The following is a 13,257-nucleotide window of genomic DNA, read 5'->3' as shown; positions in this document are numbered from 1 at the left end:
CCAGAGTGTCATTCGGCGGCGCCGAGATATTCCGACAGCGGCGGGCAGGAGCAGACGAGGTTGCGGTCGCCGGCGACATTGTCGATGCGCGAGACCGGCGGCCAGTATTTGGCCGCTTTGTCGACATCGCCGGCGGGGTAGGCCGCTTCCAGCCGCGAATAGGGGTGAGTCCACTGGCCGGCAAGGGTTTCGGCCGCCGTGTGCGGGGCATTGACCAGCGGGTTGTCCTCGAGCGGCCATTCGCCCTTCGCCACTTTCGCTGCCTCGCCGGCGATAGCGATCATCGCCTCGCAGAACCGGTCGAGTTCGCGCTTGGGCTCGGATTCGGTCGGCTCGACCATCAGCGTGCCGGCGACAGGGAACGACATGGTCGGCGCGTGAAAACCGTAGTCGATCAGCCGCTTGGCGATATCGTCGACGCTGATGCCGGCGCTCTCCTTGAGCACGCGCGTGTCGAGGATGCATTCATGCGCGATGCGATCGTGCCTGCCCTTGTAGAGAAGCGGGAAGTGCGGCGCGAGCCGCGTCGCCACATAATTGGCCGAGATGATCGCCGTCTCCGTCGCCTGCTTCAGGCCGGCGGCGCCCATCATGCGGATGTACATCCAGGTGATCGGCAGGATGGAAGCGCTGCCGAACGGTGCGGCCGACACGGCATGCGCCGAACCTTCGGTGACATGACCCGGCAGATAGGGTTTCAGATGCGCCCTGACGCCGATCGGACCGACGCCCGGACCGCCGCCGCCATGCGGGATGCAGAAGGTCTTGTGCAGGTTCATGTGGCAGACATCGGCGCCGATATCGGCGGGCCGCGCCAGCGCGACCAGCGCGTTAAGGTTGGCGCCGTCGAAATAGACCTGGCCGCCATGCTCGTGGATGAGAGCGCACAGGTGGCGCGCGCCTTCCTCGTAGACGCCGTGCGTCGAGGGATAGGTGAACATCAGAGCTGCGAGATTCTTGGAATGCTCGTTGGCCTTGGCTCGCATATCGTCCATGTCGATATTGCCGTCCTCCAGACAGCGCACGACGACGACGCTCATGCCGGCCATCGCCGCACTCGCGGGATTGGTGCCATGCGCGGACTGGGGGATCAGGCAGATGGTGCGATGGCCTTCGCCACGCGAACGGTGATAGGCGCGGATGGCGAGCAGGCCGGCATATTCGCCTTGGCTGCCGGCATTGGGCTGCAGGCTGACGGCGTCGAAGCCGGTGATCTGCGCCAGCCAGCCTTCCAGCTCGCCGACCATGGCGCGATAGCCGGCCGAATGGCTGGCCGGCGCAAAGGGATGCAGGTTGGCGACTTCAGGCCAGCTGACCGGCGTCATTTCGGCCGCCGCGTTGAGCTTCATGGTGCAGGAGCCCAACGGGATCATGGTGCGGTCGAGCGCCAAATCCTTGTCGGCTAGCCTGCGCAGCAGGCGCATCATGTCGGTCTCGGAGTGGTTTTCGCGGAAAACCGGCTGGGTCAGAAACTCCTTGCCGCGCGGCTTGCCGGGCATCGCGCCGGCCTCAGTAGCGCCGGACTTGGCGCCGAACAGGGCGGCGATAGCCTCGAGATCCGCCTCGGTCGAGGTTTCGTCGAAGGCGATGCTGATGCGGTCGGCATCGATGACGCGCAGCAGCCGGCCACCTTTTTCAGCGGCAGCGGCGATCGAAGCTGCCTTGCCCTTCACTTCGGCCGTCACCGTGTCGAAACGGCTTGAGCCGAGCACGGAAACACCAGCGGTTTTCAGGCCTGCTGCGAGGCCGTTGGCGAGCTCATGAATTCGGGCTGCGATCGCCTGCAAACCAGTAGGCCCGTGCCAGATCGCGTATGCGGTCGCCATGTTGGCAAGCAGCGCCTGCGCGGTGCAGATGTTGGAGGTCGCCTTGTCGCGGCGGATATGCTGTTCGCGCGTCTGCAGGGCGAGGCGATAGCCGGGACGGCCCTTGCTGTCGATCGACTGGCCGACGAGGCGGCCGGGCATCAGCCGGGTCAGCTTGTCGGAGACGGCGCAATAGGCGGCGTGCGGGCCGCCAAAGCCCATCGGCACGCCAAAGCGCTGCATCGGGCCGACGGCGATGTCGGCGCCAAGCCTGGCCGGCGCTTCGGTCAGCGTGAGCGCAAGCGGATCGGCGATGAAGACGACCACGGCGCCGGTGGCGCGAGCCTTCTCGATCGCCGCCTTGTGGTCGCCATAGACGCCAAACGTGTCCGGCCAGGAGACCAGCAGGGCGGCGGTGTTGTCGTCGATGGTCTCGCCATCGATCTCGATGCCGAGCGGCTCGGCGCGGGTGCGCACGACGTCCAGCGTCTGCGGATGCGGCGTGCCGGCCAGCGCCACCTTGGTGCGCTTGTCGCGGTGATGGCGCAGCGCGATGCCGACCGCTTCGGCCACCGCCGTCGCTTCGTCGAGCAGGGAGGCCGAAGCCACCGGCAGGCCGGTCAATTCGGTGACCAAGGTCTGGAAGTTGAACAGCATTTCCAGGCGGCCCTGGCTGATCTCGGCCTGGTAGGGCGTATAGGCGGTGTACCAGGCCGGGTTCTCGAACAGGTTGCGCTGGATGACCGGCGGCACATGGACGCCGTGATAGCCGGCGCCGATGAAGCTCTTCAGCACCCTGTTTTTTGCCATGGTCGCAGCCAATTCGGCCAGCGCTTCGGCTTCGCTCGCCGGCGCGGGAAGGGCTAGCGGCAGATCGAGGCGGATCGACTGCGGCACGGCCTGGCTGATCAGCGTCTCGACGGAGGGAACGCCGATCACGGCAAGCATGGCTCTGACGTCGTTTACATCAGGACCGATGTGGCGGGCCGAGAAGGGGGTAAGTGCTGCGCTCATGGCAATAGGTCCTGATGTCAACCGATATGGGCTTTGTAGGCGGCCTCATTCATGAGGCCTGCGAGTTGGCCTTCGTCGGCGAGCTTCATCTTCCACAGCCAGCCGTCGCCGGTCGCAGCGGAGTTGACCAGCGACGGGTCCGAGGACAGCGCGCCGTTGGCGTCGGTGATCTCGCCATCAACCGGCGCATAAACATCGGATGCCGCCTTGACGGATTCGACGACCACGGCGGTGTCGCCCTTACTGAGTTTGGTGCCGATTTGAGGCAGTTCGACGAAGACGAGATCGCCAAGCTGTTCCTGCGCATAGTCGGTTATCCCGACGGTGGCGATGCCTCCCTCGACGCTCAGCCATTCGTGATCTTGTGTGAAATAGGTTTTTGCCATCGGAATTATCCTTTGCGGTAGCGATGAGGAGTGAAGGGCAAGGAACTGATATCCACCGGGATTTTCGTCCCGCGAACGTCGGCGAACAGTTTCGTGCCCGGCTTGGCCAAGGCCGTTGACACATAGCCCATGGCGACGGGATGGCCGGCCGACGGGCCGAAGCCGCCTGATGTCACGTAGCCGGCCGGATCGCCGTCGGCATCGAACAAAGCAGCGCCGGCGCGCACCGGCTGGCGGCCGTCCGGCTTCAGGCCGACGCGCTTTTGCGACGGCCCGCGCTCCAGGATGGACCGCAGCGCATCGGCGCCGATGAAGGACCCGCCGGCGCGGAGATCTTTGGGGATCGCCCACATCAGGCCGGCACTCGCCGGATCGATCTCCGGCGTGATGTCCTGGCCGTGCAGGCACAGGCCGGCCTCCAACCGCAGCGAGTCGCGGGCAGCAAGGCCGATCCACAACACACGCTCGTCCTCGAGCAGTTTCGTGACCAGAGCGCGCGCATCCGCCTCCGGCAGGCCGATCTCGAAGCCGTCCTCGCCGGTGTAGCCGGAGCGGCTCATGAACCAGTTTTGCTTAGGCTCGATGCCATGCATGAACAAGAGTGAGCCGGTCTCGATGCCGGCGCGGGACAAGGCAGCCCAGGCTTCCGGCCCCTGGATCGCCAGGAAGACGCGGTCGAGCGCATCGACTTTGACGTCGAAGTCCGCGGCCAGCGCACGCAGATGCTTCTCGTCCTCGACCGCATTCCCGGCGTTGGCGACCACCATGAAGCGCTCGGCGCCGAGCCGGGTGACGATAAGATCGTCGATGATCCCGGTGGCCTCGTTGAGGAAGAAAGTATATTTGGACTGTGAAATCTCAAGCGCGCCGGCATCGAGCGGACTGGCGCGGTTGAGCAGTGCCGCAGCGCCCGGTCCGCTGACAGCGAACAGCTTCATATGCGAAATGTCGAACAGGCCGGCATGTTCGCGGGTGTGAAGGTGCTCTTTCATCACGCCGGCCGGATAGATCAGCGGCATAGACCAGCCCGCAAAGGCGCCAAAGCGTGCGCCGGCGGCGGTGTGCAGATCTTCGAGAGGAAGGTGTTTGGTGTCGTCGCCCGTCATGTCATCTCCAGAGTCGCACGCAATCGGCCGCTGCTGGCGACCAGTCCGTGCCCCTCTGTCTGAAGCCTGAGAGACTCGCGCAACCGGAACTCTGTCGGCGACGCTTACACCTTCGGCGCGGGGGCAAGCCCCGACTTTCCAGAGTGTCTTTCCCGTCTACGGTTCTTTTGCCTGAGAGATTTCGGGCGATTTCCCCTTCGGCGGCAGCTCGCGCTGCTCTCTCCCGCAAACAGGTAGGACTCAAAACTTAAGCCCTCGACGCGCCATCCATAGCTTGTCGGCGACACCTTGTCACCTGCCAGCGACACGTAAAGCGCGTCGTCTTTACAGTCGTCGCTAACCACGCCGTTTGCCGGTTTTTCAAGACAATGGCGATATTCTGGGCTGACGGTTTGGCCGGCAATTGCGTTGGGCACGGCGGATGGGGATTGACAGATGGGCGAACGGATCGGGAGCGCGCCGGTGGCGGGGCTGGCCTCGAAGGACCGCATCACGGCGGAAGATGTCGTCATGCTGCGTCGCGAAGTGTTCGCCGACGGCGTGGTGACGCGCGGCGAGGCTGAAGCACTGTTCGCGCTCGATGCGACAGCGACGGACAAATGCCCGCAATGGCCTGAATTCTTCGTCGAGGCCGTTACCGACTACATCGTCCACCAGGAAAAGCCGGCAGGCTATATCTCTGAAGACAATGCCGGTTGGCTGATCCAGACCATCTCGCGCGACGGAATGGTCGACAGTGTGACCGAACTGGAGCTGCTGGTGCATGTGCTGGAAAGGGCGAAATCATCGCCCGGCCGGCTCTCCGCCTATGCGCTCGAGCAGGTCGCCAACGCGGTGGTCGACGGCAAGGGACCACTGATGCTCGGCGGCGCGCTGGTTCCCGGGCTGGTCGCCAAGGCAGAGGTCGATCTGTTGCGCCGCATTCTCCATGCCTATGGCGGCGACGGTAACATCGCCATCACACGGGTTGAGGCCGAGGTGCTGTTCCAGATCAACGAGCAGACCGCAGCGGCCCACAACGACCCGTCCTGGAACGACCTGTTCGTCAAGGCGCTCGCCAATTTCGTCATGTGTTCGGCCGGCTACGAAGCGCCGACGCGCGATGTGGCGCTGCGTCGTGACAGTTTCTTGGACCAGGTCGAGCCCGAAATTGGTGGCTTCTTCAGCCGCATGGTGTCGGGCGGCCTGGCCGGCATCATGGAAGCCTATCGTTCGCCCGGCGATATCGAGGCCGAATGGGAGTCGAAGAACCGTGCCGCCGAGGCACTCGCGCGCCGCGCCGAGACGATCGACGCCAGCGAGGCGAAATGGCTGGCCGATCGCATCGGCACCGACCGCCCGCTGCGTGACAATGAACGCGCGCTGCTGACGCTGATCAAACTCGCCTCGCCGGAGATACATCCGGCGCTCAAGCCACTGCTCGACAAGGTTGCTTAAGCCGCGCCGTTTTCTGCGACCGTTTTGCAGAGGACGATATTGGAGTGTCTTCAGGCCAATCGCCAAGTTCGGCCACGCGCTCGAAACCGGCTTCCTCAGGCAAGCTCTGTTCGGTCGGAGTCAGATCGTGCTCGGTCAGAATGCGAGGCCATCAAATCCCGCCATACCAGTCATAGCCATTGTCTTCCCAATAGCCGCCGCGGCCGCCGCCGGTATTGCCAAAACTGTCGACGAGCTCGATCTTGTAGAGATACTTCGGCATCTTGTAGCCGAGCTGTCGTTCGACGCGCACGCGCAGCGGCGCGCCGTTTTCGACCGGCAGCGGCTTGCCGTTGAGGCCGTAGGCGAGGATCGTCTGCGGGTGGCGGGCATCGATCAGGTCGATGGTGCCATAATATTTGATTTCCCCGGAGAGGCTACGATCGATCGTGTCGAGGCAGTGGAACATGACATAGCGGGCCTGCGGCTTGACCACAGCCTGGTCGAGCACCAGCGACAGCGGGGTGCCGGTCCATTTGGCGATGCAGCTCCAGCCTTCGACACAGTCGTGGCGGGTGATCTGCGTGCGGCTCGGCATGTTCTCCAACTGCTCGCGGCTGAGCGACAGCGGCTTTTCGACCAGGCCCGTTACCTCCAGCCGCCAGTCGGCGAAATTGTTGGCGAGCAGGCCCTTGTAGGTGTCATCCTCGGGCGCGGTGACGCCGTTCGGCCGCTGCGGCTGGCGGATGTCGGCCTCGGTGAATTCCGGCGCCAGAGCATCGCGGCCGGCAAGCCAGCGTTGCGCGCGGTAGGTCAGGCCATTGGCGTTTTCGAGGAAACTGCGCAGGCCATCGCCCATGCCGAGCTGGCTGTCGAAGGCATCGCAGCCCGACAACATGATGCCGGAAACGCCGAGGCCGGCGCCCGTCAGGAACTTTCGGCGGCTGATCTGGAATTTGGCCATCTCACGCACTCCTCTCGGTGTCGCCATGCCTTGGCGGATCGGTGCGGTACCAGCCGGTGATGATCGAGCGCAGTTCGTTGATCGGGCCGGCGGCGAGGATCATCATTATATGGACGATGAAAAAGCCGACCAGCAGCACCATCACCGTGAAATGGATGGTGCGCGCCGTCTGCCTTCCGCCGAGCAGTTCGTTGAGCCAGGGCAGCACCGAGTTCATGCTCGGCGACATGGCAAGGCCGGTGATGATCATGAGTGGCAACAGCACGAACAGTACGCCGCCATAGGCCATTTTCTGCAGCGTGTTGTATTCGCGTGTGTGGTGGAACCTGAGCTTGGCGTGCTCGATGATGTCCTGCGGCAGCCGCTTGAGATCGTCAAGGCGCGGCGCCAGATCGCGGCGCAGATGGCCGTTGACCAGGCTGGCGACCAGCCAGACGACCAAGGTGGTTGTCAGTATCCAGGCGAAGAAGAAATGCACGACGCGGGCGGTGCCGAGATCGTAATAGGACGGGATTGTCGCCCAGGACGGGAAGGCACGCGACGTTTGCTGCCCGGCCGGGCCCGACCAGCCGAGCACGCCGGTGGTGTCGAAGCGATGGCCGAAGATTTCGGTGTAGCCGCGCGGGCCGGTCGCGGTGTTTTCGGCACCGATGGCAAAGACAGTGTTGTTGTAGCCGAAGCCGGATTGCTTGCCGATGTAGAGCTGCGGGCGGGCGTTGAAGATCTGCAGGCCGGACAAGAGCATGAAGAACAGCGAGATGGCCCACAGCCAGTGCGTCAGACGCGTCCAGCGCGATTGCCGGTAGATCAGCGTCGCATCCTTCGTTGAGGCGGCATCGACGCCTGCGCCGGGCTGACTCACGGTAATGGTTTCCATCTTTTCCTCGCCTCCGGCTGCGCGATCCTGGGATGGCCGCGCTCGTCCTTGTCCTCCCAATACGTCGCTATCGAAAGCGATGTTTCATGCGGTCACGTTTTTATTACGGGCACGGGTTTATCGCGGGCACGGATACTCAATTGCCGAGGCTCACCGCGAGATTGACGACGGCGGCGACGATGACGGCGTTGAAGAAGAACGACAGGATCGAATGGACAAGCACCACGCGGCGCATATGCGAGGTCGTGATCGCGGTGTCGGCGGTCTGCGCGGTCATGCCGATCACCGTCGCGAAATAGAGAAAGTCCCAACCGTCCGGCCGTTTGCTGCCGGGAAAATCGAGGCCGCCGACCGGTATCTTCTTCTTGGTTTCGGCATCGATCGCGTCGCCGTCCATCCAGTAGACATGCGCATAGTGGAGGGCGGCCATGGCATGGATGGTGAACCAGCCAAGCGGGATCGACAGCATGGCGAAGCCGAGTTCGATGGGGTCGCGATCCTTGTGATTGATCAAAAGGAACAGCAGGACAATGGCCATGGCGACGATGCCGAGCGTGATGGCAAAGATGCCCAGCACTGGGAGGTCCAGTTCGCGCGCGTTCTTGCTGAGATAGCGGCCGGACAGCAGCGGCATCTTGGCGATGACGAGCGCGATGAAGACGACGAAGAAGGAATCGGCGGCAATCGAGATCGAATAGGCAAGCCGCGTGGAGACGGGGAGCGATCCAATCAAAGGCAATACCGCGGCAAATACGACCAGACCGACGGCTAGCGACACAAAGAACTGCTTGTGCCGCTGCAAGGGGTTATTCGGCGATGTGTCGGCCATAGCCCGACCTCGGATGATGCTTCACGTCTGGTCGGGTGTGACGGATTTCAGAGCCCGCCGCAAGATACGGTCGAGCTCACCCAGGAAACGCGAGCGATCCTGTGGCGCAAAGCTGGCATTGTAGCCCTTGCTCTCGCCGGTTTCGCGCAGATGCTGCTTCAAATCGCGCATTGCAACCGCCATGCCGATGGTCTCCGGCGTGAACGGCCGGCCGGTTGGCCCAAGCACATGCGCGCCGAGCGCCACGGTGCGAGCGGCAAGCGGGATGTCGGCGGTGATCACGATGTCGTTGGGTTTTGTGTTCTCGACGATCCAATCGTCAGCGGCATCGGCGCTTTTAGAGACGACGACGTTGCGAATCATCGGATCGCGCGACGGACGCAGCCCGCCATTGGAGACGTAGGTGACGACCACGCCATGGCGCTCGGCGACCTTCTCGACCTCGGCTTTCACCGGGCAGGCGTCGGCGTCGACGTAGATGGCGGGTGCGGGCATTATCTCTCCAAAACGGACATGGGGCGGGCATGTTACCCGGCCCCATGCCAGAAATCTCGTACTGTCAGGCCGGCAGCGCGCCCGACTTCTTCGCCGTCCAGGTGGCTATGTAATCCATCAGGCCGGGGTTGAGACAGTCATAGGGTTCGAGGCCGATCGACTTCAACTGGCCGCGGATGCCGTCCATGCGCTTGGGGTCGACACCGGATTCGATGATCGACGAAACGAAAGCGGTGAAGCCCGGCGGTGACCAGCCGTCTTCCTGGAAGCGCTCGGGATGGATGAAGGACAGACCCTTGAACGGATGGTCGCGCTCGACCGGGCCGTGCATGTGGACGCCGCAACCGGTGCAGGCATGACGCTGGATCAACGCTGCCGGATCGACCACCTTCAGCTTGTCGCCATTCTCGGTGACGGTGACGTCGCCAGTGCCGGCGACCGCCACGACCGAGAACACCGCGCCGTCCGGTTTCCAGCATTTGGTGCAGCCGCAGGCATGGTTGTGGGCGATCTGGCCCTTGACCGTCACCTTCACCGGCTTGCTGGTGCAGGCGCAGACCAGCGTGCCGCCGGCAAAGCTTGCGCTCTCCTTTGGCAAGCCATTGTCGATTTTGGGATGCAGTTTCTCAGGCATTGTCTTCCTCCCTTGTTGAACCTGTGCAACTTCAGTCGCTGGCCCTTCGGTCGGCGGCTTGTTCTTCCTCCGTTTGGTGTGCGATCGGACGCAAAACCGGGCGCCACTTTTGCTGATCGCAGTTAGTAAACGACGACGCTCCTGATCGACTTGCCCTCATGCATGAGATCAAAACCCTTGTTGATGTCCTCAAGCTTCAGCAAATGGGTGATCATCGGGTCGATCTGGATCTTGCCGTCCATGTACCAGTCGACGATTTTCGGCACGTCGGTGCGGCCGCGCGCGCCGCCGAAGGCGGTGCCCATCCAGGTGCGGCCGGTGACCAGCTGGAACGGCCGGGTCGAAATCTCCTGGCCGGCGCCGGCAACGCCGATGATAACCGACTTGCCCCAGCCGCGATGCGAGGCTTCCAGTGCCTGGCGCATCACCTTGGTATTGCCGGTGCAGTCGAATGTGTAGTCGGCGCCGCCGATCTGGTCGGCGCCACGCTTGGTCAGGTTGACGAGGTGAGGGACGATGTCGCCGTCGATCTCCTTCGGGTTGACGAAATGCGTCATGCCGAAGCGCTCGCCCCATGCCTTCTTGTCGTTGTTGAGGTCGACACCGATGATCATGTCAGCGCCGGCGAGCTTCAGGCCCTGGATGACGTTGAGGCCGATGCCACCGAGACCAAAGACGACAGCAGTCGCGCCTTGCTCGACCTTCGCGGTGTTGATGACCGCGCCGATGCCGGTGGTGACGCCGCAACCAATGTAGCAGATTTTGTCGAAGGGCGCGTCCGGGTTGACCTTGGCGACGGCGATCTCGGGCAAAACGGTGAAATTGGAGAAGGTCGAGCAGCCCATATAGTGGAAGATCTTGTCCTTGCCGATCGAGAAGCGCGAAGAGCCATCGGGCATCAAGCCTTGGCCCTGCGTGGCGCGGATGGCGGTGCACAAATTGGTCTTGCGCGACAGGCAGGATGGGCACTGCCGGCATTCCGGCGTGTAGAGCGGGATGACGTGGTCGCCCTTCTTGACCGAGGTGACGCCCTTGCCGACATCGACGACAACGCCGGCGCCTTCATGGCCGAGGATTGCCGGAAACAGGCCTTCGGGATCGGCGCCCGACAGGGTGAACTCGTCGGTGTGGCAGATGCCGGTCGCCTTGATCTCGACCAGCACCTCGCCTTCGCGCGGTCCGTCGAGGTCGACCTCCATGATTTCCAACGGCTTTCCGGCGGCGACAGCGACAGCGGCGCGGGTTTTCATTAGGCAATTCCTCCCAAGGCGATTGGTCTTCAGGCTTTCAGGGTTTTTATACTGTTTCAACCCGATTTGGCGACCAAATATGGCGCAAATCTTGGCCCAGTCGTCGGCGAGCCCAACCTTCGCCCCTCGGCACGGCCCTGGCGGGCAGGGAGTGTCTTGATGGGTGCGCTGCCGGCGGTGCTTGAGCCCGGCTGCCGAAGCCCATAAGAAGGACGAAAGACCGAGGAAACGCCTTCGATGTTCACGAAAATCCTGATCGCCAATCGCGGCGAGATTGCTTGCCGCGTCATCAAGACGGCGCGCAGGATGGGGATTGCCACCGTAGCGGTCTATTCCGACGCCGATCGCGACGCCGTGCACGTCGAAATGGCCGACGAAGCCGTGCATATCGGGCCATCGCCTGCCGCGCAAAGCTATCTCCTGCCTGAAAACATCATCGCTGCCTGCAAGGAGACGGGCGCGCAGGCCGTGCATCCCGGCTACGGTTTTCTGTCGGAGCGGGCCGCCTTCTGCGAAGCGCTTGAGGCTGAGGGCATTGTCTTCATCGGTCCGAAACCCAAGGCTATCAAGGCGATGGGCGACAAGATCGAATCGAAGAAGTTCGCCAGGGCCGCTGAGGTGTCGACGGTTCCCGGCTGGCTTGGTGTCATCGAAAATGCCGACCATGCCGAAAAGATCGCCGGCGAGATCGGTTATCCCGTGATGATCAAGGCCTCGGCCGGCGGCGGCGGTAAGGGCATGCGCATTGCCTGGAGCCAGTCGGAAGTGCGCGACGGCTTCGACCGGGCGCGCTCGGAGGCGAAAAGCTCGTTCGGCGACGACCGAATCTTCATCGAAAAGTTCGTCGTCGATCCGCGTCATATCGAAATCCAGGTGCTGGCCGACGCGCATGGCGCCGCCCTCTATCTCGGCGAGCGCGAATGCTCGATCCAGCGCCGGAACCAGAAGGTTGCGGAAGAGGCGCCGTCGCCATTCCTCGATGCCAGGACGCGCAAGGCCATGGGCGAGCAGGCCGTGGCGCTGGCCAAGGCGGTCGACTACCAGAGCGCCGGCACCGTCGAGTTCATCGTCGATGCTGAAAAGAACTTCTATTTCCTTGAAATGAATACACGATTGCAGGTCGAGCATCCGGTGACGGAGCTTGTTACCGGCATCGACCTGGTCGAGCAGATGATCCGTGTCGCCACCGGCGAGAAGCTGGCGATCGAGCAGAGCGACGTCAAGCTGAACGGCTGGGCGGTGGAAAGCCGGCTCTATGCCGAGGATCCCTATCGCAATTTCCTGCCCTCGATCGGCCGGTTGACGCGCTACCGGCCGCCGGAGGAGGGCAAGTTCGGCGATGTCTTCATCCGCAACGACACCGGCGTCACCGAAGGCTCCGAGATTTCGATGTTCTATGATCCGATGGTGGCAAAACTCTGCACCTGGGCGCCCACGCGTATCGAGGCCATCGATGCCATGTCGGAAGCGCTGGACAGTTTCGTCGTCGACGGCATCGAGCACAACATCCCGTTCCTGGCGGCGCTGATGCAGCATCCGCGCTGGCGCGAGGGGCGGATATCGACGGGCTTCATCGCCGAGGAATATCCTGACGGCTTCGCGCCGATCGTGCCCAATGGCGATGAAAAGGCAGTGCTGGCGGCGATCGCCACCGCGGTCGAGCTTCTGCGCCGCGATCGGCTTGACCGGCTGGGCGGGCGGCTGGCGCCGCATTCGGGCGCACTCAAGCGCGATTGGGTGGTGAAGCTCGGCGACGACTATCTCCAGGCTTCGATCATCGAGGGCATGATCTCCATTCCGATGGAAATCGATCTGTCGGTCGATGGCGGCAAAGCGCTGACCGTGGCGTCCGACTGGCGGCCGGGCGACCTCATCTGGCGCGGCACTGTCGGTGCCCGCAAGGTCACGGCGCAGATCAGGCCGGCGCCGAACGGCCTGCGCATTGCCTGGAAAGGCATGTCGGTGACGGCGCGCGCCATGCTGCCGCGCACGGCGGAGCTGGAAAGGCTGATGCCGGAGAAGGTGGCGCCGGACACGTCCAAGATGCTGCTTTGCCCAATGCCGGGCCTGGTCGTGTCGATCGCGGTTGCCGAGGGGCAGGAGGTCAAGGCCGGCGAGACGCTGGCCGTGGTCGAGGCGATGAAGATGGAAAACGTGCTGCGCGCCGACCGCGATCTTGTCGTGTCGAAGCTCAACGCCAAGCCGGGTGACAGCCTGGCTGTCGATGCGGTGATCATGGAGTTCGCCTAGAGATTGTTTGGAAATTCTACTCCGGCGGCCATCTGAAGGTGGTTTCTGCGCTTCCCGTGCTCACGGACCAATGGCCGCTGCGCTCCGGTTCTCGAAACCACCATCATATGACTCGCCAGAGCGAATTTCGAACAATCTCTGAGCCGTGCGGCTGGGTATGGAAGCCTGTGGTCGGTGGTCATTTGTGCTGGACTGGCATCGCCCGGTCCGGGACAATACATCTCCATCGAC

At 63.3% G+C, this 13,257-nt stretch carries 11 protein-coding genes and 1 riboswitch; of the genes, 2 read left to right on the top strand and 9 right to left on the bottom strand.

The window, feature by feature from the left end; translation table 11 throughout:
• Window positions 1-8 precede the first annotated feature (8 nt).
• Genes gcvP through gcvT form a run of 3 tightly spaced genes read right to left on the bottom strand, consistent with a single transcriptional unit; the run spans window position 9 to window position 4,311 of the window.
• Window positions 9-2,819, bottom strand: a complete 2,811-nt coding sequence (gcvP, locus tag NKI31_RS02720; protein WP_352650289.1) for an aminomethyl-transferring glycine dehydrogenase — start codon at window positions 2,817-2,819, stop codon at window positions 9-11.
• Between the two features lie 17 nt (window positions 2,820-2,836).
• A complete protein-coding gene (gene gcvH / locus NKI31_RS02715; protein ID WP_023681591.1) occupies window positions 2,837-3,205 on the bottom strand; it encodes a glycine cleavage system protein GcvH in 369 nt (122 codons plus the stop codon).
• A gap of 5 nt (window positions 3,206-3,210) precedes the next feature.
• On the bottom strand, window positions 3,211-4,311 hold the full coding sequence (gene gcvT, locus NKI31_RS02710) for a glycine cleavage system aminomethyltransferase GcvT (protein WP_352650287.1): 1,101 nt from the start codon (window positions 4,309-4,311) through the stop codon (window positions 3,211-3,213).
• 149 nt (window positions 4,312-4,460) lie between these two features.
• Window positions 4,461-4,547: riboswitch (glycine riboswitch) on the bottom strand.
• A gap of 199 nt (window positions 4,548-4,746) precedes the next feature.
• Here gcvT and NKI31_RS02705 point away from each other — a divergent pair.
• Complete coding sequence (locus NKI31_RS02705; RefSeq protein WP_023710640.1) at window positions 4,747-5,748, top strand: hypothetical protein; 1,002 nt, start codon at window positions 4,747-4,749, stop codon at window positions 5,746-5,748.
• Window positions 5,749-5,899: 151 nt separating this feature from the next.
• Here NKI31_RS02705 and NKI31_RS02700 read toward each other — a convergent pair whose 3' ends face one another.
• From NKI31_RS02700 to NKI31_RS02675, 6 genes are all read right to left on the bottom strand, one after another.
• Complete coding sequence (locus tag NKI31_RS02700; RefSeq protein ID WP_023738976.1) at window positions 5,900-6,691, bottom strand: molybdopterin-binding protein; 792 nt, start codon at window positions 6,689-6,691, stop codon at window positions 5,900-5,902.
• A gap of 1 nt (window position 6,692) precedes the next feature.
• A complete protein-coding gene (locus NKI31_RS02695) occupies window positions 6,693-7,568 on the bottom strand; it encodes a cytochrome b/b6 domain-containing protein (RefSeq protein WP_023805311.1) in 876 nt (291 codons plus the stop codon).
• Between the two features lie 136 nt (window positions 7,569-7,704).
• Window positions 7,705-8,397 carry a DUF1345 domain-containing protein gene (locus tag NKI31_RS02690; protein WP_023688301.1) on the bottom strand — a complete coding sequence of 231 codons (693 nt, stop codon included), beginning with the start codon at window positions 8,395-8,397 and terminating at the stop codon, window positions 7,705-7,707.
• 21 nt (window positions 8,398-8,418) lie between these two features.
• Window positions 8,419-8,892, bottom strand: coding sequence for a YaiI/YqxD family protein (locus NKI31_RS02685; RefSeq protein WP_352650284.1), 474 nt, complete (start codon window positions 8,890-8,892; stop codon window positions 8,419-8,421).
• A gap of 64 nt (window positions 8,893-8,956) precedes the next feature.
• Complete coding sequence (gene gfa / locus NKI31_RS02680) at window positions 8,957-9,526, bottom strand: S-(hydroxymethyl)glutathione synthase (RefSeq protein WP_023667587.1); 570 nt, start codon at window positions 9,524-9,526, stop codon at window positions 8,957-8,959.
• 122 nt (window positions 9,527-9,648) lie between these two features.
• Window positions 9,649-10,776 (bottom strand): S-(hydroxymethyl)glutathione dehydrogenase/class III alcohol dehydrogenase, encoded by a 1,128-nt coding sequence (locus NKI31_RS02675; RefSeq protein ID WP_023667586.1) that lies wholly within the window; start codon window positions 10,774-10,776, stop codon window positions 9,649-9,651.
• Between the two features lie 237 nt (window positions 10,777-11,013).
• Between NKI31_RS02675 and NKI31_RS02670 the strand changes: the two genes are divergently transcribed.
• On the top strand, window positions 11,014-13,026 hold the full coding sequence (locus NKI31_RS02670; RefSeq protein ID WP_352650282.1) for an acetyl-CoA carboxylase biotin carboxylase subunit: 2,013 nt from the start codon (window positions 11,014-11,016) through the stop codon (window positions 13,024-13,026).
• The last annotated feature ends 231 nt before the right edge of the window (window positions 13,027-13,257 follow it).

Source organism: Mesorhizobium sp. M0659, from assembly GCF_040320605.1.
GTDB lineage: Bacteria > Pseudomonadota > Alphaproteobacteria > Rhizobiales > Rhizobiaceae > Mesorhizobium.
The sequence above is the reverse complement of the archived record's forward strand: the minus strand, read 5'-3'. Positions and strand labels throughout refer to the sequence as shown.

Coding starts and splice junctions, on each gene's coding strand:
- gcvP (WP_352650289.1), bottom strand. CDS start 2,819: ATGAGCGCAGCACTTACCCCCTTCTCGGCCCGCCACATCGGTCCTGAT.
- gcvH (WP_023681591.1), bottom strand. CDS start 3,205: ATGGCAAAAACCTATTTCACACAAGATCACGAATGGCTGAGCGTCGAG.
- gcvT (WP_352650287.1), bottom strand. CDS start 4,311: ATGACGGGCGACGACACCAAACACCTTCCTCTCGAAGATCTGCACACC.
- NKI31_RS02705 (WP_023710640.1), top strand. CDS start 4,747: ATGGGCGAACGGATCGGGAGCGCGCCGGTGGCGGGGCTGGCCTCGAAG.
- NKI31_RS02700 (WP_023738976.1), bottom strand. CDS start 6,691: ATGGCCAAATTCCAGATCAGCCGCCGAAAGTTCCTGACGGGCGCCGGC.
- NKI31_RS02695 (WP_023805311.1), bottom strand. CDS start 7,568: ATGGAAACCATTACCGTGAGTCAGCCCGGCGCAGGCGTCGATGCCGCC.
- NKI31_RS02690 (WP_023688301.1), bottom strand. CDS start 8,397: ATGGCCGACACATCGCCGAATAACCCCTTGCAGCGGCACAAGCAGTTC.
- NKI31_RS02685 (WP_352650284.1), bottom strand. CDS start 8,892: ATGCCCGCACCCGCCATCTACGTCGACGCCGACGCCTGCCCGGTGAAA.
- gfa (WP_023667587.1), bottom strand. CDS start 9,526: ATGCCTGAGAAACTGCATCCCAAAATCGACAATGGCTTGCCAAAGGAG.
- NKI31_RS02675 (WP_023667586.1), bottom strand. CDS start 10,776: ATGAAAACCCGCGCCGCTGTCGCTGTCGCCGCCGGAAAGCCGTTGGAA.
- NKI31_RS02670 (WP_352650282.1), top strand. CDS start 11,014: ATGTTCACGAAAATCCTGATCGCCAATCGCGGCGAGATTGCTTGCCGC.